Origin of the sequence: Mycobacterium sp., assembly GCF_965229105.1 — a bacterium.
In the GTDB taxonomy this organism is placed as follows: Bacteria; Actinomycetota; Actinomycetes; order Mycobacteriales; family Mycobacteriaceae; genus Mycobacterium.
In genome coordinates, this window is the sequence record NZ_OZ245858.1 from 1244727 (window position 1) to 1271064 (window position 26338).

The window sequence follows — 26338 nt, forward strand, 5'->3', positions numbered from 1 at the left end:
CGCACAGTAAAACTTACGATGTTAGGTAACGGCATCCGGAAGGACTGGAATCAATGTCGATCGACCAAGCTGCGGTAGGCACGCCAGGCGGCGAACATTCCGATCGGACACTGCAGATCAATGTGCATTGCCCCGCCGACGGCCGCCTTGTCGGCGTCGTGGATGAGCTGGATGCGACCGATGTCGCCCGCATCTGTCATGAACTGCGTGCGGCACAACCAGATTGGGAGGCCCTTGGCCCTAAGGGCCGCAGTGGATACCTGTTGAGGTGGCTAGACTGGCTACTCGATAACGAGCAGCGGCTCATTGAACTGGTGCAGGCGGAGACTGGTAAGTCCTGGGCTGACGCCTCGATGGAGATGGCCGTGGCGGTGGACGTGATCAACTATTTCACCAAGAACGCGAGGGCATTCCTGGCCGATCGATCAGTCAAACCCGCAGGGCCTGCCAATGCCATTCGCCGACTGCGGGTACAGGTTCGTCCCCATCAGCTGGTGGGCCTGATCACGCCGTGGAACGGCCCGTTGGCCGGGCCAATGATGGATGTGGTCGGGGCGCTGGTGGCAGGTGCCGCGGTGGCGAGTAAGCCGTCCGAAGCCACACCGCTGACCTGGTCTGAGGTCGTCCGCGGTTGGCGTGAAGATGTCGGTGCGCCACCGGTGATCGCCGCAGTGACGGGCGCCAGTGCGGCCGGTGCCGCCGTCGTCGACGAAGTCGACATGGTGATGTTCACCGGATCGGCGCGTACCGGGCGAGCCATTGCCGTGCGCTGTGCAGAACGTCTGATCCCCGTCAGTCTGGAACTCGGCGGCAAGGATGCCTTCATCGTCCTCGCCGACGCCGATATCGAACGCGCCGCTACGGCAGCAGTCTGGGGGGCGATGACGAATTCGGGTCAGGCGTGCATCGGGGTGGAGCGGGTCTACGTCGAGGCGCCGGCCTACGAGAAATTCGTCGGACTGCTCACGAAGAAGGTTGCCGCGCTGCGTCAGGGCATGGATGCTCCCGGTAGCTTCGCCAGTGACATCGGCGCCATGGTGACCGCCGACCAGGTCGATCTCGTGGCCGACCACGTCGACGATGCGGTCGCCAAGGGTGCCAGGGTGCTCGTCGGCGGTAAGCGCGGTCGTAACGGCAATTTCTTCGAGCCGACCGTGTTGGTCGATGTGGACCACTCGATGAAATGTATGCGAGATGAGACGTTCGGCCCCACGGTGGCCGTCATGAAGGTCGCCGACGAGGACGAAGCCATCACCTTGGCCAACGACTCCGAATACGGCCTCAGTTCGAGTCTGTGGACGGCCGATCGTGCACGTGCGGGCCGATTGTCGCGCCGTATCGAGGCGGGATCGGTATCGGTGAACAACGCACTCGTGGCGACATTCCAGTTGCCGGTACCGATGGGCGGCTGGAAGAGCTCTGGACTCGGCAGTCGGTTCGGTGGTGCACAGGGCGTCCTGAAGTACTGCAGGCAGCAGTCCGTGGTGGAGGAACGCATCTCGCTCAGGTCCGAGCCGTTGTGGTATCCGATTGTGCCGTCGAAGTCGCGCATCATCGCCAAAGCCAGCCGGTTGCTTGGTGCGCACGACTGGCGGCGGCGTCTGGGGCGCGCAGGTAAGTCCAACTGACGCCGTAGCCGCGATAACCTTACCTCCTTAGATTCACAGCTTCGGCTCTCTGAGTTGGATGATCGCGAAAAAGACCAAGGGCCAAGTCATGTCGCCGCCGGAGAGCAGGTGCCTAACCTGACACATTCATCCGTATACTCACTTCAGCGGATTCGGTTTCCCTAGGGTCCACACAATGTTGGGTGGGAGGTTCGCGGTGCCGATAGACGTCAGTCGTCCACTCAGGTGTCTGGTTCGGGGCTGCTGACATGGCGCGCCCTTCCAAAGCCCTGATTACGCGGGAAAAGGCCGTTGCGGCTTCGATCGAGATCATCGACCAAGACGGTCTCGATGCGTTCAGCCTGCCCCGTCTCGCCCAACACATGGGCGTCAGCGCTCCGTCGCTGTACCACCATTTTGCCGACAAGAACGAAATCATGACCGCGATAGCCCGCCATATCGCAGGCGCCTCGGTGATTAGGCCACGACGAACTCCCGGGCCGGACTGGCCCGAATATCTGGTGACTCTGGCGTTGAACTTCCGCCAGGCGGTCCTGCGGCACCGTAACGCGGCACCGGTTCTCCTTGAGCATCTTCCGCGGGAAGTGCTCCTCAAACCCTATGAGGAGGCCGCGGAGTTCCTGGAAGCGTCCGGGGTATCTGTGCGCTTACACGCACTCATCCTCGATGGCATGGAATCCCTGTGCATCGGTGCGGTACTTACTGAAGCGCGGCGGACCGGCCGCAGCTCGAGGTCGGTGTTCCCCACTTTCGACCATCAAAAGTTCCCGCACTTGGCAGCAGCGCTGAAGGCCAACGACCTGACGATCAAGGAATTGTTCGCCGAACGCGTCCGCAGTTTTCTGTACGGCGTTGTCAACGGAGAGGGCCGCGGCCTCGCCGCGGAGCAGTCAACGGCCTAGACCTTCTCTGCCGGTCTCTACTTCCTGACTGGCGAATTGTCTGGCTGGCAGCGTAATTGGAGATTCCGCTTCGGCGGCAAACTGTGATCCTACGCCGCCTGTGCCCATCGCAGAAGGTTTCGTGCACCGCCGGACTCCCACGAGGGCCGTCATTGCCGATTGCTGTGAAGTCGCCGTGGATCTGACCTATCCACTCAGCGGGCGCCCCACGCGCTGACGCGAGCGTCGAAATAACTGTCGCAGAAGGCGACTTGGCAAGTAAAACTATTGGGTATAGATTGTGCCAACGTGATCTAAACCACTTGCCTTTAGGTTTAGTCAAGCCGAACACAGTTTTGCAGCGAGTCACGGAGGTGTCTTATGGGTTGGCCCGTGCAAGGCGGTCTCCGGGCCGGTCCAGTGCCGACAGGCGTGATTCTGCGGTGAGTCGAATTAGGCAGGGGTTAAACAGGATTCCCTCGACGATGGCCGGCAAGCCGATCAACGCGGTGGGTGGCTTCTTCGCGATGGCGCTGGATGTTTTCATATCGATTCCGCGCCGACCGTTCGCCTGGCGTGAGTTTCTGCTGCAGGCATGGTTCGTGGCGCGCGTGTCGCTGGTGCCGACGTTGATGTTGGCGATTCCGTTCACGGTCCTACTGGTCTTCACCTTCAACATCCTGTTGGTCGAGTTCGGCGCTGCGGACTATTCGGGCACCGGCGCCGCCTACGGAACGGTGACCCAGATCGGCCCGGTGGTGACGGTGCTAGTGGTCTCAGGAGCCGGTGCCACTGCGATGTGTGCCGACCTGGGTGCCCGCACCATCCGGGAGGAGCTCGATGCGCTTCGGGTGATGGGGGTCAACCCGATCCAGGCACTGGTGGTCCCACGTGTGCTGGCAGCCACGGTCGTGGCGACCCTGTTGTCCTCGGTGGTGATCTTGGTGGGACTCGTTGGGAGCTTTGTCTTTGCGGTGTTCATCCAACACGTGACCCCGGGTTCATTCGTCGGTGGCCTGACAGTCATCACCAAGGCGCCCGACGTGGTGATTGCCCTGATCAAATCGACGTTGTTCGGCCTCGCCGCCGGGTTGATCGCCTGCTACAAGGGCATCTCCGTCGGCGGCGGCCCCGCCGGGGTGGGCATCGCCGTGAACGAAACGGTGGTCTTCACCTTCGTGGCGTTGTTCGCCATCAACATCGTCGCGACAGCGGTTGGTGTAAAGGCGACGCTGTGAGCACGGCGTTGCCGAGCAGGCAGAGACCGCAGCTTCGGCGGGTCGCCGATCGTGCCACCGACGGCTTGGTGCGGATCGGCGATCAGGCGCGGTTCTATTTTCACACCCTTGTGTCCATTCGTGATGCGGTCGTGCATTACAACGGTGAGACCGTCCGGCTGATCGCGCAAATGGGCATGGGCACAGGAGCTTTGGCCGTCATCGGGGGCACGGTAGTCATCGTGGGGTTCCTGACGCTGTCCACCGGAGCGCTGGTGGCGGTTCAGGGCTACAACCAGTTCGCCAACGTAGGCGTCGAGGCGCTGACCGGATTCGCATCGGCGTTCTTCAATGTCCGACTGATCGCCCCGGTGATCGCAGGAATTGCCTTGGCCGCCACGATCGGGGCGGGCGCGACCGCTCAACTGGGGGCGATGCGGATCAGCGAGGAGATCGACGCGCTGGAGGTGATGGGGGTGCGCGCGGTGGCGTACCTGGCTTCGAACCGGGTACTTGCCGGGGTCGTCGTCGTGATGCCGCTTTACTGCGTCGCGATGCTCACCGCGTTCTTGGCCGCCCGCGTCGGCACCACCGTGGTGTACGGCCAGTCCAGTGGTGTCTATGACCACTACTTCAATACGTTCCTGAACCCGACCGACATCATCTGGTCGTTCTTCCAGGCCGTCCTGATGGCGCTCGTGATCATGCTGGTGCATACCTATTACGGGTTCACTGCGTCCGGTGGTCCGGCCGGGGTGGGGGAGGCCGTGGGACGCGCTGTTCGCACGTCGATGATTTCGGCAGTGCTTGTCGTGCTGTTCGTTTCGCTGGCCATCTACGGCCAGTCCGGCAACTTTCATCTGGCCGGGTAGCGGGATGGAGCCCACACAGCGCGCACACCGCATCCGATCGTTGTGGTGGGCGGCCGGCATGTTCGCCACCATCATCGCGTTGGTGGCGCTGTGTTCGGCACTGTTCGCCGGGACCTTCAGTAGCTACTTGCCGGTGACGTTGATTTCGGAGCGGACCGGGTTGGTGATGGAATCCGGCGCGAAGGTCAAGTTGCGGGGCGTCGAGGTGGGCCGGGTTGCAGGCATCGCCGGGGGGCACGAGCCGGTCGGTCTGCAGTTGGAGATTTTTCCCGATCAAGCCCGGCGCATCCCGGCCAACGTGGCGGCCGAGATCAAGGCCACGACCGCCTTCGGTGCCAAGTACGTCGACCTGATCTACCCCGACCACCCGAGCGCACAGCGACTGAGCGCTGGTGAGGTGCTGCACTCACGCAACGTCACCACCGAGGTCAACACCGTGTTCGACAGCCTGGTCGGACTGCTCAACCAGATCGATGTGTCGAAGCTCAACGGGGTGCTGACCGCGCTCGCCGACGGAGTGCGAGGTCAGGGCGAACGAATCGGGCAAGCCACCACGGACGCCAATCAGGTTCTGCAGGCGATCAATCCGCGGATGGACACTGTGGCGGCGGACTGGCGCTCGTTCAAGGGCTTCAGCGACGCCTACGGTGCCGCCGCGAAAGACATCCTGTCCACCCTGGACGCCGCCAGCACCACTAGTGCCACGATCGTCGACCGCTCCAAGGATCTCGACGCGTTGCTGATGAACACGATCGGGTTCTCCGACAGTGGTATCGGTCTGCTTGCACCGAACAAAGACACCCTCGTGAACGCGGTCAACACTCTCGAGCCGACGACGGCTCTGCTGCTGAAGTACAACGCCGAATACACCTGCACGATTCAGGGCGCAAAAGTCTTCCTGAACAAGGCCGGTAACGAATGGTTCGGCGGCGACGGTCGCACGGTGTTCCTGGATGCCGGTATCTCATTCGGCGACGACCTGTACCGCTACCCGGAGAATCTGCCGGTGGTGGCGGCCAAAGGCGGGCCAGGAGGTAAACCCGGCTGCGGGTCGCTACCCGATGTGGCCAAGAACTTCCCGGTTCGCCAACTGATTACCAACACCGGTTACGGCACCGGGCTGGACTGGCGGCCCAACCCCGGCATCGGGCAGACCTGTGCGGTCGACTACTTCCCCGTCACGCGGGGAGTCCCCGAAGCCCCGCACGTGGGCCAGTGTCTGCCCGGACCAGCGCCAGGGCCACCGCCCCCTTACCCGGGCGGACCTCCCTACGGAGCGCCGTGGTACGCCGCCGACGGGACCACTCTTTATCCAGGCCTACCGGCAGGTCCTGTACCGGTGATGCCTCCAACACCTCCATCGCCATGACCCCCGCACCACCGAGGAAAGCACAGCCGTGAACACCAATCTGAGGCGCGCCACCATCAGCTTCACCATCTTCGTGGTGGTATGCCTGATCGGCACGGCGGGGCTGCTCGCGATCTTCTCTCAGTTCCGCTTCTCCGACGAACAGACCTACCGGGCCGACTTCACCGATGTCAGTGGGCTGAAGAGTGGGGACTTCGTCCGCATCGCCGGAGTCGAAGTCGGCAAGGTCACGAATATCTCGATCAACCAGGACTCCCAGGCCGTCGTGGAGTTCTCCGCGGACCCTTCCGTCGTGCTCACCACCGTCTCAAAAGGTGCGGTGCGCTGGGAAAATCCCATCGGCGACAGATACCTGGCTCTGCTGCAGGGCGGCGCCGGCTCGCAGCGGTTGAACCCTGGAGAGACGATTCCGGTGAGCCAGACCGAACCTGCGCTGGATCTGGACACGCTGCTCGGCGGCTTCCGCCCGCTCTTCCGGGCATTGGACCCGCAGCAGGTCAATACGCTTTCTTCCCAGCTGATTTCGGTCTTTCAAGATGAAGGCGCCACTGTCGGATCTTTTCTCAGTCAGGCTGCCTCCGTCACCAGCACCCTGGCCGACCGTGACGAACTCATCGGGCAGGTGATCAACAACCTCAACGTGGTCGTGGGATCCTTCGGAGGGCAAAGTGAGCAGTTCGCCAAAGCGGTTGACTCACTCGGGCAACTCACGCAGGGATTGGCCGCCCACAAGTCCGCCATCGCCAACGCGGTGGCCTACACGAACGCCGCGACGGCAACGATTGCAGACCTACTTGTCCAGTCGAGAAAGCCACTGAAAAATACTGTGGTGCAAACTGATCGGGTCGCTGCTATCGTGGCCGCCGACCACGAGTGGTTTGACAACTACCTCGCCACGATTCCGCAGTCCTATAAGGTTCTCAGCAGGCTGGGGATCATGGGGGATTTCTTCACCTTCTATCTCTGCGACCTGGTGTTGAAGGTCAACGGCAAAGGTGGGCAGCCGGTCTACGTCAAGTTGGCCGGTCAGGACACGGGACGGTGCGCACCCAAATGAAGCCATTCCAGGAACGCAACCGATTTGTCATCGGCGCCGTGGGCCTTTCGCTGATCGTCGGTATCGTCGTGTTTGCGCTGCGGTACGACAAGCTGCCCATCCTTAACAGCACCGAGCACTATTCGGCCCTCTTCGCCGAAGCTGGCGGCCTGAAATCCGGTGCAGCAGTGCAGGTTGCGGGTTATCGCGTGGGCGAGGTGTCGTCCGTCGACCTGGATGGTCCCCGGGTGCTGGTCACCTTCGACATCGACGGTGACGTGCGACTCGGTGAGCAGACCGAAGCGAACATCAGAACCAAGAGCCTGCTCGGCTCGAAGGTACTGGAGGTCACTCCTCGCGGCACGGGTCAGCTCAGCGACACCATTTCTCTCGAGCGCACAAGATCCCCGTACCAGCTCCCCGACGCGCTCGGCGACCTCGCCTCGACCATCGACGGATTGGACACCAACGGGGTCTCGGATGCCCTGGCCACGCTGGCGGACACCTTCAAGGACACCCCGCCGAACGTGCAGGCTGCGGTCGAGGGCGTTGGTCGGTTCGCGCAGACGCTCAATGGTCGGGATTCGGCGTTGCGGGCGCTGCTGGCGAACGCGAACAAGGCCACCACGGTGCTCTCGCAACGTGCGGACGAGGTGGCGGGCCTCGTCGCCAACAGCGACGCGCTGCTGGCCGAATTACGGACGCAGAGTGACGCTTTGGAAGAGATATCGGGAAATCTGTCAGCGTTGGCCCGACAGTTCTCGGGCTTCATCGCCGACAACAAGACGCAACTGCGGCCCGCTCTCGACAAACTGAACGTGGTGCTGTCGATCGTCGACAGCCGCAAGGCCGGCCTGCAACAGGCGATCAAGTATCTCAATCAGTACGCGATGTCGCTCGGGGAGTCCGTGGCCTCCGGCCCCTTCTTCAAGGCGTACATCGCCAATCTGCTTCCCGGACAATTCGTTCAGCCCTTCGTCGACGCTGCCTTCTCCGATCTGGGTCTGGATCCGAACGTGCTGCTGCCGTCCCAGCGCACGGACCCCCAGACCGGCCAGCCGGCCACCCCCGCGTTACCGGTGCCATACCCCCGCACCGGCCAGGCGGGTGAGCCCCGGCTGAATCTGCCCGATGCGATCACGGGCAAACCCGGGGATGAAGGGTGCGGACCGCCTGGCCTTCCGCTGCCCGGCCCGACTGGGTGTTATCCGTACCGCCAGCCCCCACCGGCGCCCGCACCCGGAGGTCCGCCACCCGGCCCGCCGGCGTTGGAGCCCGACGAAAGCACGCAGGCCACGCCAGCGCAGATCGAGGGAGGTCAGTGATGATGAAGTCGCGGGGCTTGAGGATCGGTACCGCCGTTGCGCTCGTGCTGCTGCTCGCCGCTGGAACCACACTGCTGGTCCGGGACGGCTTGGCGCTGAACCGTTTCCACGTGGTGGCCTACTTCGACAACAGCAACGGGTTGTTCGCAGGAGACGAAGTGCGCATTCTCGGTGTGCCCGTCGGTCGCATCGAGAGTATCGAACCCCAGGCGCAACGCGTGAAGATCGCGTTCTGGGTCGACGACAAGTATCCGGTTCCTGCCGATGTCAGGGCTGCGATCGTGTCTCCGCAACTCGTCACCTCGCGCGCAATCCAGCTCACTCCCGCCTACACCGACGGACCGAAGTTGACCGACGGCGCGACCATTCCAGAGACCCGCACGGCGGTCCCCCTTGAATGGGACGATCTCCGCCAGCAACTCGAGAGACTGACCGATGCCCTGCAACCCACGCAGCCAGGCGGCGTGAGCACCTTGGGCGCGTTCATCGACACCGCCGCCAACAACCTGCGCGGGCAGGGTACGAACATCCACGACACGATTGTCAAACTCTCGCAGGCACTGTCGATCCTGGGTGATCACAGCAACGACACATTCTCGACCATCAAGAACCTGTCCGTGGTCGTGTCCGCACTGCGCGACAGCGCGGACCTGCTTCGGCAGCTCAACGACAATTTCGCCGCGGTAACCGGAGCACTCGCCAGTTCGCCCAATGCGGTGGGCGATGCCATCAAGGACCTCAACGACGTCGTCGGCGACGCGACCCAGTTCATCTCCGACAACCGTGAGGCGATGGGCACCGCGACCGACAAGCTGGCATCCATCACCGGCGCCGTCCACGACAGCATCGACGACGTAGAGCAAGCCCTGCACCTCTTCCCCAACACCCTTCAGAACTTCATCAACATCTATCAGCCCACCCAGCAAGGCATCACCGGGGCACTGACGCTACAGAACTTCGCCAACCCGATCTCGTTCCTGTGCGGTGGAATTCAGGCGGCATCCCGGCTCAACGGCGAGGAGTCCGCGAAACTCTGCGCTCAGTATCTGGCGCCCATCATCAAGAATCGCCAGTACAACTTCCTGCCGCTCGGCGCGAACTACCTCGTCGGTGAATCGGCACGCCCCAACGAGCTGACGTATTCGGAGGACTGGTTACGACCCGATTACCGACCGCAACCCAGCAGTGCACCCGCCGCGCCTGCCGTGGCCGCGCCAGAGCCCGATGCAGCCCCCGTCACCGTACCTGCCGCGCCCACCGATCCGTCTGCAGGACTGACCGGCTTGATGGTCCCCCCGGGGAGCGGTTCATGATGCTGCAATCTTGGCGGATGGCGAAGCTGTGCAGTGTGTTTGGTGCGCTGTCAACGGTGCTCGTCGCGGTCTGCACGGGCTGCGAATGGAGTGGGTTGAACTCGTTGCCGATGCCAGGCACCGAGGGTGGTGGCCCAGGCTCGTTCGTGGTGCAGGCACAACTGCCCGACGTCGGCTACATCCAGCAGAACTCCCGGGTGCGGGTGGGTGACGCCAACGTGGGTACGATCACCAAGATCGAACGTCAGGACTGGCACGCCTTGGTCACGATCACCCTCAACGGTGACGTCAACCTCCCGGCCAACGCGACAGCCAAAGTCGGTCAGACCAGCCTGCTCGGTTCACTGCACATCGAATTGGCACCTCCTACAGATGTTCCACCGGAAGGTAGGCTGCACAACGGTTCTCTGATCCCGCTGACGAGCGCAGGCGCCTACCCGGGTACCGATCAGACCCTGTCGGCACTGTCCTTCATGCTCAACGGAGGCGGGATCGGCCAAGTGCAGGACATCACCGCGGCATTCGCCACGGCCTTCAAAGACCGAGAGGCCGACCTGCGCAGCCTGATCGACCAGATCGACCAGTTCACCGCCCATCTGAACGCGCAAACCGGTGACATCATCTCCGCCACAGAGGGCTTCAACGGTCTGGTCGGTCAGTTCGCCGATCAAAAGCCGGTGTTGGATAAAGCGGTACGCACCATTCCCGACGCACTGGCCGTGCTTGCGGACGAGCGCGAACAGCTCGCGCACGCCGTCGACGCGTTCGGCAAGTTCAGCGCTGTCGCCGCCGACACCGTCAACAAGAGCAAGGAAAACGTGGTCAAGGAACTCCAAGAGGTCGGACCCGTCCTGCAGTCGCTGGCCGACACCGGGCCCGACCTAACCCGTTCCCTGGACTTCATCGGCACATTTCCGTGGCCAAAAGGGCCGTTGGACAAGTGGATTCGCGGTGACTATGCCAACATCACCGCGATCGCCGATCTGACGCTCAGTCGCATCGACAACAACATCTTCACCGGCACCCGGTTCGAAGGCGAGCTCACCGAGTTGGAGATGCAGTGGGGGCGGACGATCGGCCAGTTGCCGAGCCCATATACGGCTACTAATCCGTTGGTCGCGCCGTACCACCTCAATCAGGGGCCGTGACATGCGAATGGCCAAGGGGGTCAAGATTCAGCTGGCTGTCTTCTCCACAGTCGCGTTAGTCGCAGGCACGGTGATGATCTTCGGTTACATCAAGGTTCCCGCCATGCTGGGGATCGGCAGGTACACCGTCACGATGGAACTGCCACAGGCCGCCGGGTTGTACCAGACGGCGAACGTCACCTATCGCGGCACTGAGGTCGGACGGGTCAGCGCCGTGAACCTGACAGACACGGGCGTAGATGCCGTGCTCTCTCTGCGCTCTGATGTCCGCATCCCTTCCGATCTCGTCGCACAGGTACACAGCACGTCGGCGATCGGCGAACAGTACGTCGCCCTGCTACCCCGCACCGACAATGCGCCGCCGCTGAAGGACGGTGACGTCATCGGAGTCGGAAATACGACCGTCCCAACGGATATCGGCACACTGCTTGACGCAGCGAATCGAGGGTTGCAGGCGGTGCCCAAGGACAACGTCAAGACGGTCATCGACGAAAGCTCGGCCGCCGTGGGTGGCCTTGGCCCCGAGATCTCCCGCATCGTCCAGGGTTCCACTGCACTGGCCATCAAGGCCCGCGAAAACCTGGACCCGCTCACCTCCCTCATCGACCAGTCCAAACCGGTGCTCGACTCCCAGGTCGACAGCGCCGAATCCGTCCGGGCGTGGGCGGCTCATCTGGCTGACCTTACTCACCAACTCAAGACGAACGACACGTCGCTCGCCGGTCTCATCACCCAAGGTGGGCAGGCGGCCGACCAGGCTCGCCAGCTGGTGGAACGGTTGCAACCCAGCCTGCCGCTCCTGATGAACAACGTGCTGGGCATCGGCCAACTCGCGCTCACCTACAACCCGGGAATCGAGCAACTGCTGGTCCTGCTGCCCATGGGGGTGGAAGTCATGCAAGCGGGCACGGTCGCCAACCGGGACAGCAAGCACCCCGGGCTGGTGCTGTCCTTCAACCTGAACCTCAACCTGCCCCCACCCTGCACCACCGGTTATCTCCCGGCCCAGCAACAGCGCACACCGTCGTTGACGGACACCCCGGACCGGCCGGTGGACGACCTCTACTGCCGGATCCCGCAGGACTCGTGGAACGCGGTACGCGGCGCGCGCAACCTGCCGTGTATGACCAAGCCGGGCAAGCGCGCACCAACCGCGAAGATGTGCAAGAGCGACGAACAATACGTGCCGCTCAACGATGGCTTCAACTGGAAGGGTGACCCGAACGCCACCCTATCGGGGCAGGACATTCCCCAACGGCCACCGGCGGATTCACCGGCGCCGCAAGGAACTTCACCGCCAGGAGTATCGGTCGCGGCAACCCCACCGATCGCGGCTGCCTATTACGACCCGGCGACGGGGGGCTATCAAGGCCCCGATGGCCGCAGCTACACGCAGTCAAACCTTGCCCCGAACAACGGAGGGACGACATGGCAGAGCATGCTGACACCGCCGAACTGACCGACAGACCGCCCCGGCGCCAACGACCTTCAGTCACTGGTGTGGCAATCGCGGCGGGTGGCGTCGTCGTCATCGCGTTGGGATCGATGGTCGGCTGGCAGGGGTACCGCGCAGCCGAAGTTCGGCAGGCTCAGGAGACGCGAAATGCGATCGTCGCCGCAGCTCGCCAGGGCGCCATCGACTTGACCACCATCGACTTTGCAACGGTTGACACCGATATCAAACGGATCCTCGACGCCTCGAGCGGTACCTTCCACGACGACTTTGCGCAACGCGCGCAGCCCTTCATCGATGCCGTCAAGCAGGCGCAGTCGAAATCCGAGGGCACCGTCAGCGCTGCAGGTCTGCAGACTCAGAACGGTGAACAGGGTCAGGTCCTGGTGGCCGTATCGGTGAAGACGTCCAATGCCGCTGCCCAAGAACAGCAACCGCGCGCCTGGCGAATGCGAATGGATGTTCAGCGAGTCGGCGACGAGTTCAAGGTATCCAATGTCCAGTTCGTACCCTGAGCACGGCGAGCCGATACGAGACCACCATCAGAATGGAACCCGCCATGTCTCTGGTCACTGACCACACCACCGACGTACCGGTTGATGCGGCGCAGCCTCGGCCGTCGTCTCATCGGACCGGTTGGGCTCGCACCATCGCGTACGGACTGTTACCTGGTGCCGCTCTCATCCTGGCTCTAGGTGCCGGTTACCTTAAGTGGCTGGATAATTCGGCCCAACAGGCAGATGACGCCGCCGCCCAGTCTGTGCAAGCCGCCACCGATTCCACAATAGCGATGCTGGCCTACCAACCGGACACCGTCGACAAAGATCTTGGTGTTGCAGCCGGCCGATTGACTGGTCCGTTCCGTGACGATTACACCAAACTGATCGACGACGTCGTGATCCCTGGTTCGAAAGGGAAGCGGATCGGCTCGGTAGCCACTGTCCCGGCTGCCGCATCGGTATCGGCGACCGAAAATCACGCCGAGGTGCTGGTATTCGTGAACCAGACCACAACCATCGGTAACGGGACGCCCACCAATTCGCTTTCCAGCGTGCGCGTCACGCTCGACAAGATAGGTGATCGATGGCTGGTCTCGCAGTTCGACCCCGTCTAAGCGCGGTGTCGTCGACTGTTGCCGCACTCGGCTTGGTTGCCGCCATCAGCATGCCGGTCGCCCATGCCGACAACACGCGCCTCAACAAAAGCGTCGTGACCAACGTCTACACACTTCAGCACCAGGCCGGCTGCACCAACGACGTCAAGGTGAACCCACAACTCCAACTGGCGGCGCAGTGGCACGCCGATGACGTGTTGAACAATCATGACCTCAACGGTGACGTCGGTTCTGACGGCTCCACGGTCCAAAGCAGAGCTCAGGCAGCGGGTTTCACAGGGGAGGTTGCCGAGACCGTCGCAATCGACCCTGCTCTGGCCATCAACGGGATCGAGATCTTGCACCAGTGGTATTACAACCCCGCCTCCTACGCCATCATGGCTGACTGCAATCACACCGCGATTGGGGTGTGGTCGGAGAACAGTCTCGACCGAAGCGTCGTGGTGGCCGTCTACGGAGCACCGGCATGATCACCGCCCCGGTAGCGGCGCGTCGTGCCGGCCGACGCACCATTCTGGTGGCGGTGATCGCAATGGTAATGCTGGGTACCGCCGGGCAGTCCGGTGCCGATCCCGACGACAATCCGTGTCAGATGGTGGCAGGTCTGCTCTGTAAGTTCATGCCGCTGGCGCCGGAGCTCGATGGTGATATCGACTTGACCAAACAGCAGCCGCCCGCCGATCCGTCGGTGCCGGAACCCGATATGCGCGCCCCTGCCGACATCTGTGCCCGGGGCTGCATGTGAGCACCACATCGACTATGGCCGCCGGGTCGAGGTTCGAGTCCGGAAATCAGATACAGCCGGCCGAGCACGGATCCAGCGGCGGCGCCGAATCCGGGTTCAGCATCGGCGGCTGGTCCTTCGTCAGATCGATATCGTGGTCGAGCTGCGGCGCGATGGGCAACATATTGCACAGCGGTCCCAGTGAGCAGGCGGGCATCTCGTCATCGGCGACGGCGGGGCCGGCAGCGACGAAGGCTGTAACTGTCAGTCCGCCGGCGAGCAGCGCGAGGATGCGGCGAATGGACACGCAGTAGACCCTACCCAGCCGCGATAGAGATGCTCGGTGGTTCGGCGCAATGACCTGTGGTGACTCATCCAGCAGTGTGGGTAATTGCTGCGGGAAACATGGGTCGGTGAGCAAGCGCGGCCATCGGGCAGTGCTGTGGCTAATATACTGTGTGTTGTGGGCGGCACAAAATGCCGAGGCCTTCAGATTCTAGCAACTAAGTTAGAGAGTCTCTCTAGAGGCTGTATAGTGCAAAATGCGCACCAAAAATGCGCATTAGATGCAACTATTGCTAACGACGAGTTCAATCTCGAGATAATTTTCGGCAAATATTTAGACCGAATGCGCTAAGTCTGCGCCTTCACTGTCAACTCGTCGGCTAGGGTCCTGCGCGATCCGACGCGGCATCCTCGCCGTCTCGACCAACGAGAAACGTGGAAACATTGTCTTCAGCAAAATTTGTGTCGCGGGTGACAGCGCCGGCTTTCGTGGTGGGGCTCGGTGTCGCCATCGCGACCGGCGCTCCAACGGCCTCGGCCGAAACAGCACAGTCCGGTAGTTCCCCTTCGTCGGATTCGGCGGCCAAGTCGACGTCGAGTTCGGCCAAGACCCGTCCGTCGGTCGCCGCTAAACCGAGCTCGAGTCGAGGGGCGGCATCGGTCAGTGGTGCAGCACCGGCGGGTGCTGCCGCGGGGACGCCGGCAGTGCGTGCGGGTTCACTGCGGGCGACCAGTCCGGCATCGAAGCTGCTGGAGGACAGGAAGGTGCTTGTCTCCGAAGGGTCGTCGGTGGTGACGGTGCAGATCGGCGACCCGGGTACTCCTGCGCCGGTGGCGCCGGCCGCGGTAGCCACTCCGCGGGTGACCAGCGATCCGGTTGAGCCGGCGGGCGTGGGAGAGGCGTTGGTAGCGCTGATCGGAGCGGTAAGCCGCGAGGTCGAGCGGGCGTGGGTGAACACCGCCCCGACCACCCTCGCACTGCAAACCTCGTTGTCGGTGAATGGGGTGGTGACCGGTGACCTCGACGCCACCGACGCCGACGGGGATGCGTTGACCTACCGGATCGTCAAGGGCCCGCAGCACGGCACCGTGGTAGTCAATGCCGACGGCACGTACACCTACACGGCCACCGATGCATTCGCAGCGACAGGGGGCGTCGACTCGTTCTCGATCGGCGTCGATGACGGCCACCGCGCGCTGTTCCAGATCGATTCCACGGGAACGCATTTGAGTTTGTTCATCAAGACTGGGCAGACGTCGACATCGCTGTCGCCGACGATCGGTGCCCCGGGTAACTGGGCTACCCGATCATTCGAAGTGGTCAACTTCAGCCAGTACGCGTTGCGATTCGAAGGCTATGCCTACAACAACGGTGGCGACAGCGGCCCGGAAGTCGGGTCCATCCTGCAACCCGGGCAGGTCGCCGTCTTCACGGTCAACTTCCTGCTGACCGAACAGACAGGCGTCACCGCGGTGTATCGGACTCTCGGCGCGGATGCACGGACTTATGACGCGAAGCTTATTGTCAGCTTGGGCGACGCCGTTACCGGGTGCGGGGCAAAAGAGGGCGGGTCGAAGGGTGCGGGCGCCTGCGGCGCGCACGACAATATCGTCACGTTCTTGGACGCTCCGGACACGGTCATCACGATCGACGCCGCGACGGACCCGACCAGGGCAGCCTCGGTGCTCAACAAGTTGTGCGGCACCGATTGCCGGGTCAGCTGCGACTTCACGCCCACCAGCGACGACTTCATCCCGGCTACACTCCGCGCATGGTGGTGGGGGCAGTGGTGGGAAACATCAACACCTATCCCAAGATCTCGACGACCTATACCTACAGCTATACCAAGACCGTGTCCGACAGCTACACGGTTGGCGGAGAGCTCTCCGGGTCAATCTTGAAGCTGGTCAACGCAAAAGTCAGCGCGACCTACGCGCATTCAGTGGTCCAGAGCTTCACGTTCACGCAGGGATTCGGAAATATTGACATCCTCCCAGGCAAACAGGCCGCTGCCGTGGGCTCGGTGCCGGTGTTTCGTGTGGCGGGCAACTTCGTCGTGATCGAGGGCAACACCACCTACAACATCAATAACGTGTACTTCGACTATCCCGATGACACCGGGACGCGGCCAAACCACGTCGATATCGAGACAGTCGATTACGGCAAGCCCTTTGTGTAAGGGGCGCTGAACCCCCTAGCCGGTGTTGGCGGCGACGAACGCGATGATCGTCGCCGCCACCTGCTGGTGCACGGTCTCGTTGAGCAGGTCGTGCCTGGCGCCGGGGAACTCCGTCAGCGTCAGGCTGTCGACCTTGTCGACCCAAGTCCGCACACCGTCGATCGGGATAACCGGATCGTCGGTGCCGTGCACGGCAAGTGTCGGGGTGGTCAGCCCCGGCAGGTCGGTGGCGAACCGGGCGAAGGCCTTGTCCAGCTCCTCGACGAGGCGCGCCCAGCCGGCTTCGGCGTCGGTGAACGCCAGCGGGTCGTTGATGATGGCGTCGAGGTAGAACGGGTCGGCGGACAGTGACTCCGGGGTCAGCTCCAGAGATTCGTCACTCAAAGCCGGGTTGGGGGACAGCGGTGCTGCCGAGACGATGGCGGCCCGATATCGGCCGGACTGGTCGAGCAGTCGCCACGCCGTGGCCGCCGCCCCGAACGAATGCCCCGCAAGGACCAGCGGCAGACCCGGCTGCTCGCGCTCGGCGATCGCGGTCAACTCCTCGGCAAGCTGCGAGCTGACTTCCGTCGATCCGAAATCGCCGCGGGGGCCCGGTGACTGACCGTGCCCCAGCTGATCCGCCGCCCACAGGTCGATTCCCGCAGCGTTCAACGTGAACCCGAGCCGGTGGTAGAGCCCACTGTGTTCGCCGAAACCGTGCAGAAAGATGACTGCGGCGCGCGGCTCGGGTGCGGCCCAGTGCCGGTAGTAGATGCTGCCGTGCGCAGTCTCGAAGAAGGGCATGGGGATACTGCAACAGGCCTGGCCCTGGCGCGCAATATTTGGCGTCATCGCGAGCCGAGGAGCACATCTCGCTCTTCATGCATCCGGACCCTGATGGCGTCGACCACAGCGGCCACCTCCGGCCTGCGCAGTGTCTCGGCCCTGGCGACCAGCCAGTAGGTCAGTCGCGCCGAGATCGTGTCGGGCAGCACCCGCACCAGATCGGCGTGCCGGTCGGCCATGAAACACGGCAGCAGGCCAAGTCCTGCCGCCGCGCGCGTTGCTTCGACGTGCACGAAAACGTTGGTGGAGGTGACAGATTCGCGCATCGTCGGGGCCACGGTCCTGGCCAGATCCAGATCGTCGACGGCCAGCATGGAATCGATGAAGTAGACCAGGGGATGGTCGGCCAACGCATCGACGCCGCGGGGAGCGCCGTGCTCTTTCAGATAATCCACCGAGCCATACAGGCCAAGGCAGTAGTCGCCGAGCCGGATTGCCTCGGCCCGGTGGACCTGTGGTTCCCCGACCACCACCTCGATATCGAGCCCAGAGCGCTGCTGGGTGGCGCGGCGGGTGGTTGCGACGATCTCGACCGCGACGCCCGGATGCCGGCGTTGTACCTGAGCGGCCGACGGAGCCGCGATGTAGGCGCTGAACCCGTCGGTCGCCGATATCCGCACCACCCCCTCCAGCGTCCGTGGGGCACCGGGTTCGGCCGCGGCCAATGACCGCAGCGCTGTTTCGACGGTCTCGGCGGCGGCCAGGGCGTCGCGCCCCAGCTCGGTCAGTTCCCAGCCGCCGGCGGTCCTGGCCAGCACGCGTCCGCCGATCGACTGTTCGAGTGCGGCGATGCGGCGCGCGACGGTGGTGTGGTCGACCCCGAGCTGTTCGGCAGCGGTGACGTAACGGCCGGATCGACCCACTGCCAACAACACCAGGAGGTCATCAGCGCTGAGTCGCTTCAGGGGGTGAGTACCGACCATATCTGCATTTTTGCAGATCGTCGCTGCAGGTTTGGGCATTGCAGGCGCAGGGAACCTGCATGAATACTCGGCTACATGTGGGGCGCATCACAATCAACAAGGAGTGTCCGATGACAACTGCTGTTGCGGACCGGGTACCAACCGGGCTTCGCCGGGTCGTCGCCGCGTCGATGGCGGGCACGGTCGTGGAGTGGTACGAGTTCTTTCTCTACGGCACCGCCGCGACGCTGGTGTTCAGCAAGATCTTCTTCGACCAGGCGGATAGCGATCTCAGCAATATCCTCGCCGCCTTCGTCACCTACGCCGTCGGGTTCATCGCCCGCCCGCTCGGTGGCATCGTCTTCGGCCATTACGGCGATAAGTACGGACGCAAGAAGCTGCTGCAGTTCAGCCTGCTGCTCGTCGGTGCCTCGACGTTCCTGATGGGCTGTCTGCCGACGTTCGGCCAGGTGGGTTACTGGGCTCCCGCACTATTGGTGGGGCTGCGCTTCCTGCAGGGATTCGCCGTCGGTGGGGAATGGGGCGGAGCCGTCCTGTTGGTTGCCGAACACAGCCCCAACCATCAACGCGGATTCTGGGCCAGCTGGCCGCAGGCCGGGGTCCCGGCGGGCAACATGCTCGCGACGGTGGTGTTGTTGGTGCTCACCGGCACGCTCTCGGACGCCGCCTTCCTGTCCTGGGGCTGGCGGGTCGCGTTCTGGCTGTCCGCGGTGGTGGTTCTGGTCGGCTACTACATCCGCACCAAGGTCACCGACGCGCCGATTTTCGTTGCGGCACAGGAGGAAGCCGAGCGCGTCAAGGCGACGTCGTTCAGCGTCATCGAGGTGCTCAAGCGCTACCCGCGCGGTGTCTTCACCGCGATGGGCCTGCGGTTCGGCGAGAACATCATGTACTACCTGGTGGTCACGTTCTCGATCACGTATCTCAAGGTGCAGGTGGGTGCCGACACCAGCTCGATCCTCTGGTATCTGCTCGTCGCGCACGCGGTGCACTTCGCCATCATCCCGTTGGTCGGTCGGTTGGCTGATCGCTTCGGCCGCCGTCCGGTGTACTTCGTGGGCGCGGTGCTCGGCGCCAGCTGGGGCTTCTTCGCCTTCCCGATGATGAACAGCGGAAACTATGTGGTCATCACGGCCGCGATCACCCTGGGCCTGATGATCCACGCCTTCATGTATGCCCCGCAACCGGCGATCATGTCCGAGATGTTCCCCACCAGGATGCGGTATTCCGGTGTCTCCCTTGGCTATCAGGTGACATCGATCGTGGCCGGCTCGCTGGCGCCGATCATCGCGGTCAAGCTGCTGGACATGTACGACTCGTCGGTGCCGGTCGCGCTGTATCTGGCCGGGGCGTGCGCCATCACCCTGGTGGCGGTGATCTTCACCAGGGAGACCAAGGGGATCGACTTGAAGAGCCTCGACGTTGCCGATGCAGAAGACGTGGCCAGAATCGATGCGGCGAAGGCCAATGCGTGAGTGACCTGGCCGGCCGCAGTGCTCTGGTGACGGGCGGGGCAAGCGGCATCGGGGCGGCCTGCGCCCGTGAGCTCGCCGCCCGCGGCGCCGTGGTCACCATCGCCGATGTCGACGATGTGGCCGCCAAGGCCTTGGCCGATGAGATCGACGGAAAGATCTGGGCGATAGATCTTCTCGACGTCAGCGCACTCGAGACGGTGACGTTGGAGACCGACATCCTGGTGAACAACGCCGGTATTCAGCACATCGACCCGATCGCCGACTTCAAGCCGGAGAAGTTCCGTCGGATGCTGGCCCTGATGGTCGAGGCGCCGTTCCTGTTGATCCGCGCCGCGCTACCGCAGATGTACGCACGCGAGTTCGGCCGCGTCATCAACATCTCGTCGGTGCACGGCCTGCGCGCCTCGGCGTACAAGGTCGCCTATGTGACGGCCAAACACGGACTGGAAGGACTGTCGAAGGTGACGGCCCTAGAAGGCGGGCCACACGGGGTGACGAGTAACTGCGTGAACCCCGGCTATGTCCGAACCCCGTTGGTGACCAGGCAGATTGCCGACCAGGCCCGCACTCACGGCATCCCGGAGGATCAGGTGCTGGCCGAGATCCTTTTGACCGAGAGCGCGATCAAGCGCCTCGTTGAGCCAGAAGAGGTTGCCGCACTGGTCGGTTGGCTGGCATCCCCGACGGCCGCCATGGTGACCGGCGCGTCGTACACCATGGACGGCGGCTGGTCAGCTCGCTAACAGAGCCACCGACCGATGCGGGCCAGTGCCTCGTCGATATCCGACGTCGGCCCGGCGAACGACATCCGGACGAAGGCGTCACCCCGGACGGTGTCGAAATCGATACCGGGGGCGATCGCAACGCCGGTGTCGGCCAACAGCTTCGAGCAGAACGAATGAGAGTCGTCGGTGAAATCCGAGACATCGGCGTACACGTAGAACGCACCGTCGGTCGGGGCCAGCCGCTCGATCCCGATGTGGCGCAGCCCGTCGAGCAGATGCGCGCGGTTGGTGCTGTAATGCTCCAGCTTGGCGTCCGACTCGGCTATCGACTCCGGGGTGAACGCCGAGACGGCCGCGATCTGGGACAGCACCGGCGGGCAGATGGTGAAATTCCCGGTCAACCTGTCCACGGCGCGCTGCAACGATTGCGGCACCAGCAGCCAGCCCAGCCGCCAACCTGTCATTGCGTAGTACTTTGAGAAACTGTTCACCACCACGGCGTCCCGCGATGTCGTCCACGCGCAACTCGTCTGCGGCGCACCGGGATACACCAACCCGTGGTAGACCTCATCGCTGATCAGGCGGGTGTCGGTCTGTGCGCACCAAGCCGCGATGGCGGCCAGCTCGTCGGGTGGGATCACCGTGCCGGTGGGGTTGGCCGGGCTGGCCACCACCACGCCGACCACAGGCGGGTCCAATGCGGCCAGCATCTGCGCGGTCGGCTGAAACCGCGTTTCGGGACCGCATTCGATATCGACGACTTCACAGCCCAGCGCAGTCAGGATATTGCGGTAACAGGGATAGCCAGGACTGCTCACGGCGACCCGGTCGCCGACATCGAAACACGCCAGGAACGTGAGCAGGAACCCGCCGGAGGATCCCGTCGTCACCACCACATCGGCCGGGTCGACGCCCAACCCGTGCAGATCGGCGTAGGAACCGGCGATGGCTTCCCGAAGTTCGGGGATGCCGAGCGCGACGGTGTATCCCAGCTGGTTGTCCGCCAGCGCGGCGACGGCTGCCGCCCGCACCGCCTCGGGTGCCCCGGTACTGGGCTGGCCCGCCGACAGGTTCACCAGATCGCCATGGGTCCGCTGCCGCTCGGCTGCGGCCAACCAGACATCCATCACGTAGAACGGCGGGATGCCCGCCCGCAGCGCGGTCTTCACCTGGTCAGGTTACGTGCGCGCGGCGGCATCCGAGAAGACTTCAGACTCCAGTCTTTGCAGGGCTGCCGCCGCAGTACCGAACAGTTGTGAACTACCGTGCGCGCGTTTGAAATACAGCTGGATATCACTCTCGGCGGTGATGGCGATGCCGCCGTGCATCTGGATGGCCTCACCGGCGACATCCCGGAAGGCCTCGGTGGCGGTCACATGGGCCAACGCCGCGGTGGCCGGCGAGGGGTGTTCGATCGCCTCGGTCACCACGGCCCCGGCGGTCTGCACCTTGACGTACAGATCGGCCATCCGGTGCTTGAGAGCCTGGAAGCTGCCGATCGGGCGACCGAACTGCACCCGGCCCTTGGTGTACTCGACGGTCAGTTCCAGGGCGCGGGTGGCGGCGCCGATCTGCTCGGCGGCCAGCAAGAGCAACGCCGTATCGCCCAACCCCGGGTCGGACCCGATCGCGACGGTATCGCCTGCCCGCAGCCGCGCCAGCCGCCGAGTGGGGTCCATTGCCGTCAAGGGCTCGGTATCGAAGGAGGTCCAGCGGTGTAGGTCCCCATCCTTGGCGGCGATGACGATATCGGCGACGTCACCGTTCAGCGCGTAGTCGGCATCGAAGACCACGGTGCCGATGGCAGCGCCCGCGGCGAGCTGTTCAAGGGTGTCGGTATCGGGGGTGTTGGCGGCCAGCAGCGCCAACTCGGCCAGGGTGGTGCCAAGCAGCGGCGTCGGCACCAGGGCGCGCCCCAGTTCGGTCATGACGGCGGCGGCGTCGGCGAGTTCGCCGCCGGCACCGCCGAGCTCCTCGGGTATCACCAACGCGGCGACGCCGACCTGTTCGCACAGCATGGTCCACAGCGCTTCGTCGTAGCCGCGTTCGGAGTCCATGGCGGCCCGAACTGCTTCCGGTGGAGCATGTTTGGTGACCAGATCGCGGACGGTCTGGGTCAGGAACTCACGTTCAGGGTTCGTTTGGGTCATGAGAGTTCTTCCAGTAGCCGACGCCGGTATGCGGTGGGTTCGCCCCAGGCCGAGCGCAGAGCCTGCACCCGCAACAACAGCAGCGAGAGGTCGTGCTCCTGGGTGTAACCGATGGCGCCGTGGGTCTGCAGCGCTGAGCGGGCCGCCAGCAACCCGGCCTCGGTGGCGGCGACCTTGGCGGCGCTGACATCGCGGGCGGTGTCGGGTGACTGCGCGCTCAACGACAGGGCGGCCCCGTAGACAAGCGGCCGGGCCATCTCCACGGCGATGTGGACATCGGCCAGTTTGTGCTTGATGGCCTGATACGAGCCGATGATGCGGCCGAATTGGGTTCGCTGCTTGGCATATTCGACGGAATCATCCAGTAGTGCCTGCCCGGCACCGACCAACTGGGCGGCCGTGGCCAGCGCGCCGAACTCGGCGGCGCGGTCGACGTCGGCGGCCCAGCGGTCGCCGGTGGCCGTCACATCGAACAATCGTCGGCTCGGGTCGACCGATGCATGACCATCGCCCGCCTCGGCGGCGCTCACCTGCCCGTCGGATGCCACCAGGACCAAGCCGGCGAAATCGGCGTTGACAGCCCTGGGCTGCTGGGGCGCAATCGCCACCGTCGCGATGAGTTCACCGGACGCGAGTTGACCGCTGCGCTCGTCGGCGGCCATCAAAACCGGTGCAACAGCGATGGATTCGGTGATCGGACCGGGAACGCCCCAGTATCCCAGGCGTTCGCAGGCCACGACGAGATCCACCGGGTCTGCCCCGATACCGTCGTATTCTTCGGCCACCATCAGCGCGGTCACGCCGAGGTCGGCCAGGGTGGACCACACCTTGCGCCCGGGGCCGGTGTCGTCGGCCGACCAGGCCCGCACCGCGGCGGGTACATCGGCCGCACCGAGCGCCGCATCAATACTGGCGGCGAAATCCCGCTGCTGTTCGTCCAGGTCGAATTTCATTTGCCTTTAGCCTCTCGCGGCAGCCCAAGCAGCCGTTCGGCGATGATATTGCGCTGAATCTCGTTGGTACCGGCGTAGATCGGGCCACCGAGGGCGAACAGGTAGCCCTCGGTCCACGGGTCGGTCAGCTCACCGTCGGCCCCACGCAGGTCCAGAGCGGTCTGGTGCAGCGCGACATCGAGTTCAGACCAGAACACCTTGGTGACCGACGATTCCGCACCGAGTTCGCCGCCGGCGGCGAGTCGGGTCACGGTGCCGAAGGTGTGCAGCCGGTAGGCCTGTGCCTTGATCCAGGCGTCGGCGACCCGATCGGTGAAGGCGGGATCCTTGTCGGTCTGCCACAACTGCACCAGGCGCTCGGCGGGCGCCAGGAAGCGGGCCGGGCTGCGCAGTGACATCCCGCGCTCATTGCTCGAGGTGCTCATCGCCGATCGCCAACCGTCATTGGCCTCGCCGATAACATCGTCGTCGGGCACGAAGACGTCGTCGAGGAAGATCTCACCGAACCCGGTATCACCACCGAGTTGGGCGATCGGCCGGACCGTGACACCGTCAGCTTTCAAGTCGAACATGAAGTACGTCAGGCCGTGGTGGCGCGCGGCGTCGGGGTCGGAGCGAAACAGCCCGAACGCCCTGTCGCCGAACGGCGCTCGTGAACTCCAGATCTTCTGGCCGTTGAGCTTCCACCCGCCATCGGTCCTGGTCGCCGTCGACCGCAGCGATGCCAGATCGCTACCGGACTCCGGTTCAGACCAGGCCTGCGCCCAAATCTCTTCACCGCTGGCCATTTTCGGCAGGATCCGATCCAGCTGTTCCTTGCTGCCGTGCGAGAACAGCGTCGGCGCCAGCATCGATGTGCCGTTGGCGCTGGCCCGGCCGGGCGCGCCGGCGCGGAAATACTCTTCCTCGTAGACGATCCACTGCAGCAGCGTGGCATCGCGGCCGCCGTACTCCTTCGGCCAGGCGATCACCGAAAGGCCCGCGTCGAAGAGCACCTTGTCCCAGCGACGATGCTGCTCGAACCCCTCGGCGGTGTCATACGACTTGGTCGGGAAGTGAGCCTTGTTCGCGGCCAGGAAGTCGCGGACCTCCTGACGGAAGTCTTCCGCATCAGTCCCAAAGTCCAGGTCCATCAGGCTCTTTCCCTTAGCAGTGGTTTGACGACCTTGCCGCCGGGGTTGCGCGGCAACACCTCGACGAACCGCACCGATCGCGGCGCTTTGAAATTGGCCAGATGTTCACGGGTGTAGGCGATGACGGCCTGCTCGTCGAGCTCGGCATCCGGTCGCAGGACGACAAACGCCCTGCCGACTTCGCCGAGCCGTTCGTCGGGAACTCCGATCACCGCGGCATCGGCCACTCCGTCGAGGCGGGCCAGTACCTGCTCGATTTCGGCGGGATAGACATTGAAGCCGCCGCAGATGTACATGTCCTTGAGCCGGTCGGTGATGCGTAGGTTGCCCGCCGCGTCCACGCCACCGACATCGCCGGTGTGTAACCAGCCGTCACTGTCGATGGCCGCCGCCGTCGCGGCCGGGTCGTCGAGGTAACCGAGCATCACATTGGGCCCCCGCAGCAGCACCTCCCCGGTGCCGTCCTCGGCAGGAGAGTCGATCCTTAGCTCGAAGCCCGCGATCGGCCGGCCGCAGGTGGTGGCCACGGTGACGGCGTCATCGTCGGCCCGACACATCGTGCCGAATCCGCTTGCCTCCGTGAGCCCGTAGGCGGTCAGGACGATATCGATATCGAGTTCGGACTGCATCCGCTCGATCAGCACAACGGGAACAGTGGCCGCACCGGTCACGGCGAACCGTAGCGACGTCAGGTCGTAATCGCCGCGACGGGGATGGTCGAGCAGCGTCTGATAGATCGTCGGCGGCCCCGGCAGCACGGTGGCGCGGTGATCCTGCACGGCACGCATCGCCTGTTCCGGGTCGAAGGTGAGCTGTGGGATCAACGTGGCTCCGGTCTGCAGGCAGGCCAGGATGCCGGCCTTGTACCCGAAGTTATGGAAGAACGGGTTGATGCACAGGTAGCGGTCGGCACTGGTGACCTGGCCACATGCCGCCCACGCCGCCGGCGCTGACAGCGATTGGCGATGTGCGCACAACACGCCCTTGCTGCGGCCGGTGGTGCCGGAGGTGAACAGGACATCGGAGACGTCATCGGCGGTGACGGCGGCAGCGCGGGCATCGGCAGCTTCGAGGTCGGTACCGCGCGCGACGAATTCGTCCCAGGATCCGTCGGCCTTGTCCAGCGGCACCCGGACGATATGCCGCAGCGCGGGCAGCGCCGCGCGGTCGAGGTCGGCCACCCGGTCGGCGCCGAGGAACTCACCCATCGCGATCAGCAGCGGTGCCTCGGTGCGGGCGAGGATATCGCCGGCCTCGCTGGCGGTGTAGCGGGTGTTCAGCGGCACCACCACCGCGCCGGCGTAATGCGTGGCCAGACACGCGACCACCCAGTGCCAGGTGTTGGGCGACCAGATGCCGACCCGGTCACCTGCGGCGACGCCGAGATCGATCATCGCTGCCGCGGCCTGTCGGACCTCGGCGCGCAGCTCGGCGAACGTGAGGGTCTTCTCGTCCGTGATCAGCGCAGCATGATCGGGAAGCTCGCGCGCGATCCGGTCCAGCACCGCAGGCGTGGTCTGCGGGACGGTCGTCATCGATGCTCCTGTGTCATTTGTCCAGCTCCTCCGCGCCTCGTTCCGCAGGCTCCACAGAGCGCGTCGTCGCC

At 64.1% G+C, this 26338-nt stretch carries 27 protein-coding genes; 18 read left to right on the top strand and 9 right to left on the bottom strand.

Translation table 11 applies throughout. The features are described 5' to 3' along the window. Positions 1-53: 53 nt before the first annotated feature. The 14 genes from ADBZ9O_RS05980 to ADBZ9O_RS06045 all read left to right on the top strand — a co-directional run bounded on the left by ADBZ9O_RS05980 (position 54) and on the right by ADBZ9O_RS06045 (position 14101). Positions 54-1628 (top strand): aldehyde dehydrogenase family protein, encoded by a 1575-nt coding sequence (locus ADBZ9O_RS05980; RefSeq protein WP_526529311.1) that lies wholly within the window; start codon positions 54-56, stop codon positions 1626-1628. A gap of 248 nt (positions 1629-1876) precedes the next feature. Further along, positions 1877-2530, top strand: coding sequence for a TetR/AcrR family transcriptional regulator (locus tag ADBZ9O_RS05985; RefSeq protein ID WP_526529313.1), 654 nt, complete (start codon positions 1877-1879; stop codon positions 2528-2530). 464 nt (positions 2531-2994) lie between these two features. After that, positions 2995-3747 (top strand): MlaE family ABC transporter permease, encoded by a 753-nt coding sequence (locus ADBZ9O_RS05990; RefSeq protein ID WP_526529315.1) that lies wholly within the window; start codon positions 2995-2997, stop codon positions 3745-3747. Continuing rightward, positions 3744-4598, top strand: coding sequence for an MlaE family ABC transporter permease (locus ADBZ9O_RS05995; protein ID WP_526529317.1), 855 nt, complete (start codon positions 3744-3746; stop codon positions 4596-4598). The genes ADBZ9O_RS05990 and ADBZ9O_RS05995 overlap by 4 nt, the downstream gene beginning before the upstream one ends. Before the next feature lie 4 nt (positions 4599-4602). After that, positions 4603-5967 (top strand): MCE family protein, encoded by a 1365-nt coding sequence (locus ADBZ9O_RS06000; RefSeq protein ID WP_526529319.1) that lies wholly within the window; start codon positions 4603-4605, stop codon positions 5965-5967. 28 nt (positions 5968-5995) lie between these two features. Beyond that, on the top strand, positions 5996-7024 hold the full coding sequence (locus tag ADBZ9O_RS06005) for an MCE family protein (RefSeq protein ID WP_526529321.1): 1029 nt from the start codon (positions 5996-5998) through the stop codon (positions 7022-7024). Further along, positions 7021-8328, top strand: a complete 1308-nt coding sequence (locus ADBZ9O_RS06010) for an MCE family protein (RefSeq protein WP_526529323.1) — start codon at positions 7021-7023, stop codon at positions 8326-8328. The genes ADBZ9O_RS06005 and ADBZ9O_RS06010 overlap by 4 nt, the downstream gene beginning before the upstream one ends. 2 nt (positions 8329-8330) lie before the next feature. Continuing rightward, a complete protein-coding gene (locus ADBZ9O_RS06015) occupies positions 8331-9641 on the top strand; it encodes an MCE family protein (RefSeq protein ID WP_526532887.1) in 1311 nt (436 codons plus the stop codon). Further along, a complete protein-coding gene (locus ADBZ9O_RS06020) occupies positions 9638-10789 on the top strand; it encodes an MCE family protein (protein WP_526529325.1) in 1152 nt (383 codons plus the stop codon). Before ADBZ9O_RS06015 ends, ADBZ9O_RS06020 begins: the two co-directional genes overlap by 4 nt. 1 nt (position 10790) lies before the next feature. Further along, positions 10791-12248: an MCE family protein gene (locus ADBZ9O_RS06025; RefSeq protein WP_526529327.1), complete on the top strand. Its 1458-nt coding sequence runs from the start codon at positions 10791-10793 to the stop codon at positions 12246-12248. Beyond that, positions 12218-12757 (top strand): Rv1363c family protein, encoded by a 540-nt coding sequence (locus ADBZ9O_RS06030; protein WP_526529329.1) that lies wholly within the window; start codon positions 12218-12220, stop codon positions 12755-12757. Before ADBZ9O_RS06025 ends, ADBZ9O_RS06030 begins: the two co-directional genes overlap by 31 nt. A gap of 44 nt (positions 12758-12801) precedes the next feature. After that, the gene (locus ADBZ9O_RS06035; RefSeq protein ID WP_526529331.1) at positions 12802-13356 is read left to right on the top strand and encodes an Rv1363c family protein; all 555 of its coding nucleotides are present in this window, start codon (positions 12802-12804) and stop codon (positions 13354-13356) included. 5 nt (positions 13357-13361) lie between these two features. Further along, positions 13362-13826, top strand: a complete 465-nt coding sequence (locus tag ADBZ9O_RS06040; RefSeq protein WP_526529333.1) for a CAP domain-containing protein — start codon at positions 13362-13364, stop codon at positions 13824-13826. After that, positions 13823-14101, top strand: a complete 279-nt coding sequence (locus tag ADBZ9O_RS06045; RefSeq protein ID WP_526529335.1) for a fibronectin-binding protein — start codon at positions 13823-13825, stop codon at positions 14099-14101. Before ADBZ9O_RS06040 ends, ADBZ9O_RS06045 begins: the two co-directional genes overlap by 4 nt. Positions 14102-14147: 46 nt before the next feature. On the opposite strand, the gene ADBZ9O_RS06050 is transcribed toward ADBZ9O_RS06045, so the two are convergent. Both ADBZ9O_RS06050 and ADBZ9O_RS06055 read right to left on the bottom strand, forming a co-directional pair. After that, positions 14148-14387, bottom strand: coding sequence for a fibronectin-binding protein (locus tag ADBZ9O_RS06050; RefSeq protein ID WP_526529337.1), 240 nt, complete (start codon positions 14385-14387; stop codon positions 14148-14150). A 358-nt stretch (positions 14388-14745) separates the two neighbouring features. Further along, on the bottom strand, positions 14746-15219 hold the full coding sequence (locus ADBZ9O_RS06055; protein WP_526529339.1) for a hypothetical protein: 474 nt from the start codon (positions 15217-15219) through the stop codon (positions 14746-14748). Positions 15220-15226: 7 nt separating this feature from the next. Between ADBZ9O_RS06055 and ADBZ9O_RS06060 the strand changes: the two genes are divergently transcribed. Beyond that, positions 15227-16267: a cadherin-like domain-containing protein gene (locus tag ADBZ9O_RS06060; RefSeq protein ID WP_526529341.1), complete on the top strand. Its 1041-nt coding sequence runs from the start codon at positions 15227-15229 to the stop codon at positions 16265-16267. Next, entirely contained in the window at positions 16264-16545 is a 282-nt protein-coding gene (locus ADBZ9O_RS06065) for a hypothetical protein (protein ID WP_526529343.1), read from the top strand. The genes ADBZ9O_RS06060 and ADBZ9O_RS06065 overlap by 4 nt, the downstream gene beginning before the upstream one ends. Positions 16546-16560: 15 nt before the next feature. Here the strand turns inward: ADBZ9O_RS06065 and ADBZ9O_RS06070 are convergent, their stop codons facing one another. After that, positions 16561-17331 carry an alpha/beta hydrolase gene (locus tag ADBZ9O_RS06070; RefSeq protein WP_526529345.1) on the bottom strand — a complete coding sequence of 257 codons (771 nt, stop codon included), beginning with the start codon at positions 17329-17331 and terminating at the stop codon, positions 16561-16563. A 44-nt stretch (positions 17332-17375) separates the two neighbouring features. Continuing rightward, a complete protein-coding gene (locus ADBZ9O_RS06075) occupies positions 17376-18296 on the bottom strand; it encodes a LysR family transcriptional regulator (protein ID WP_526529347.1) in 921 nt (306 codons plus the stop codon). Between the two features lie 110 nt (positions 18297-18406). Here ADBZ9O_RS06075 and ADBZ9O_RS06080 point away from each other — a divergent pair, with 110 nt between their 5' ends. Both ADBZ9O_RS06080 and ADBZ9O_RS06085 read left to right on the top strand, forming a co-directional pair. Further along, complete coding sequence (locus ADBZ9O_RS06080; RefSeq protein WP_526529349.1) at positions 18407-19771, top strand: MFS transporter; 1365 nt, start codon at positions 18407-18409, stop codon at positions 19769-19771. Continuing rightward, positions 19768-20514: a 3-hydroxybutyrate dehydrogenase gene (locus ADBZ9O_RS06085; protein WP_526529351.1), complete on the top strand. Its 747-nt coding sequence runs from the start codon at positions 19768-19770 to the stop codon at positions 20512-20514. Before ADBZ9O_RS06080 ends, ADBZ9O_RS06085 begins: the two co-directional genes overlap by 4 nt. On the opposite strand, the gene ADBZ9O_RS06090 is transcribed toward ADBZ9O_RS06085, so the two are convergent. Genes ADBZ9O_RS06090 through fadD3 form a run of 5 tightly spaced genes read right to left on the bottom strand, consistent with a single transcriptional unit; the run spans position 20511 to position 26267 of the window. Further along, a complete protein-coding gene (locus tag ADBZ9O_RS06090; RefSeq protein ID WP_526532889.1) occupies positions 20511-21623 on the bottom strand; it encodes a pyridoxal phosphate-dependent aminotransferase in 1113 nt (370 codons plus the stop codon). The two genes, ADBZ9O_RS06085 and ADBZ9O_RS06090, sit on opposite strands and share 4 nt — an antisense overlap. A gap of 51 nt (positions 21624-21674) precedes the next feature. Next, positions 21675-22646: an acyl-CoA dehydrogenase IpdE2 gene (gene ipdE2, locus ADBZ9O_RS06095; RefSeq protein WP_526529353.1), complete on the bottom strand. Its 972-nt coding sequence runs from the start codon at positions 22644-22646 to the stop codon at positions 21675-21677. Continuing rightward, positions 22643-23599 carry an acyl-CoA dehydrogenase family protein gene (locus ADBZ9O_RS06100; protein WP_526529355.1) on the bottom strand — a complete coding sequence of 319 codons (957 nt, stop codon included), beginning with the start codon at positions 23597-23599 and terminating at the stop codon, positions 22643-22645. Before ADBZ9O_RS06100 ends, ipdE2 begins: the two co-directional genes overlap by 4 nt. Then, positions 23596-24732, bottom strand: coding sequence for an acyl-CoA dehydrogenase family protein (locus ADBZ9O_RS06105; RefSeq protein ID WP_526529357.1), 1137 nt, complete (start codon positions 24730-24732; stop codon positions 23596-23598). The genes ADBZ9O_RS06100 and ADBZ9O_RS06105 overlap by 4 nt, the downstream gene beginning before the upstream one ends. Beyond that, on the bottom strand, positions 24732-26267 hold the full coding sequence (gene fadD3 / locus ADBZ9O_RS06110) for a 3-((3aS,4S,7aS)-7a-methyl-1,5-dioxo-octahydro-1H-inden-4-yl)propanoate--CoA ligase FadD3 (RefSeq protein WP_526529359.1): 1536 nt from the start codon (positions 26265-26267) through the stop codon (positions 24732-24734). The genes ADBZ9O_RS06105 and fadD3 overlap by 1 nt, the downstream gene beginning before the upstream one ends. Positions 26268-26338: the final 71 nt, after the last annotated feature.

Coding starts and splice junctions, on each gene's coding strand:
- ADBZ9O_RS05980 (WP_526529311.1), top strand. CDS start 54: ATGTCGATCGACCAAGCTGCGGTAGGCACGCCAGGCGGCGAACATTCC.
- ADBZ9O_RS05985 (WP_526529313.1), top strand. CDS start 1,877: ATGGCGCGCCCTTCCAAAGCCCTGATTACGCGGGAAAAGGCCGTTGCG.
- ADBZ9O_RS05990 (WP_526529315.1), top strand. CDS start 2,995: ATGGCCGGCAAGCCGATCAACGCGGTGGGTGGCTTCTTCGCGATGGCG.
- ADBZ9O_RS06000 (WP_526529319.1), top strand. CDS start 4,603: ATGGAGCCCACACAGCGCGCACACCGCATCCGATCGTTGTGGTGGGCG.
- ADBZ9O_RS06010 (WP_526529323.1), top strand. CDS start 7,021: ATGAAGCCATTCCAGGAACGCAACCGATTTGTCATCGGCGCCGTGGGC.
- ADBZ9O_RS06015 (WP_526532887.1), top strand. CDS start 8,331: ATGAAGTCGCGGGGCTTGAGGATCGGTACCGCCGTTGCGCTCGTGCTG.
- ADBZ9O_RS06020 (WP_526529325.1), top strand. CDS start 9,638: ATGATGCTGCAATCTTGGCGGATGGCGAAGCTGTGCAGTGTGTTTGGT.
- ADBZ9O_RS06025 (WP_526529327.1), top strand. CDS start 10,791: ATGCGAATGGCCAAGGGGGTCAAGATTCAGCTGGCTGTCTTCTCCACA.
- ADBZ9O_RS06030 (WP_526529329.1), top strand. CDS start 12,218: ATGGCAGAGCATGCTGACACCGCCGAACTGACCGACAGACCGCCCCGG.
- ADBZ9O_RS06035 (WP_526529331.1), top strand. CDS start 12,802: ATGTCTCTGGTCACTGACCACACCACCGACGTACCGGTTGATGCGGCG.
- ADBZ9O_RS06045 (WP_526529335.1), top strand. CDS start 13,823: ATGATCACCGCCCCGGTAGCGGCGCGTCGTGCCGGCCGACGCACCATT.
- ADBZ9O_RS06070 (WP_526529345.1), bottom strand. CDS start 17,331: ATGCCCTTCTTCGAGACTGCGCACGGCAGCATCTACTACCGGCACTGG.
- ADBZ9O_RS06075 (WP_526529347.1), bottom strand. CDS start 18,296: ATGGTCGGTACTCACCCCCTGAAGCGACTCAGCGCTGATGACCTCCTG.
- ADBZ9O_RS06080 (WP_526529349.1), top strand. CDS start 18,407: ATGACAACTGCTGTTGCGGACCGGGTACCAACCGGGCTTCGCCGGGTC.
- ADBZ9O_RS06090 (WP_526532889.1), bottom strand. CDS start 21,623: ATGGATGTCTGGTTGGCCGCAGCCGAGCGGCAGCGGACCCATGGCGAT.
- ipdE2 (WP_526529353.1), bottom strand. CDS start 22,646: ATGACCCAAACGAACCCTGAACGTGAGTTCCTGACCCAGACCGTCCGC.
- ADBZ9O_RS06100 (WP_526529355.1), bottom strand. CDS start 23,599: ATGAAATTCGACCTGGACGAACAGCAGCGGGATTTCGCCGCCAGTATT.
- ADBZ9O_RS06105 (WP_526529357.1), bottom strand. CDS start 24,732: ATGGACCTGGACTTTGGGACTGATGCGGAAGACTTCCGTCAGGAGGTC.
- fadD3 (WP_526529359.1), bottom strand. CDS start 26,267: ATGACGACCGTCCCGCAGACCACGCCTGCGGTGCTGGACCGGATCGCG.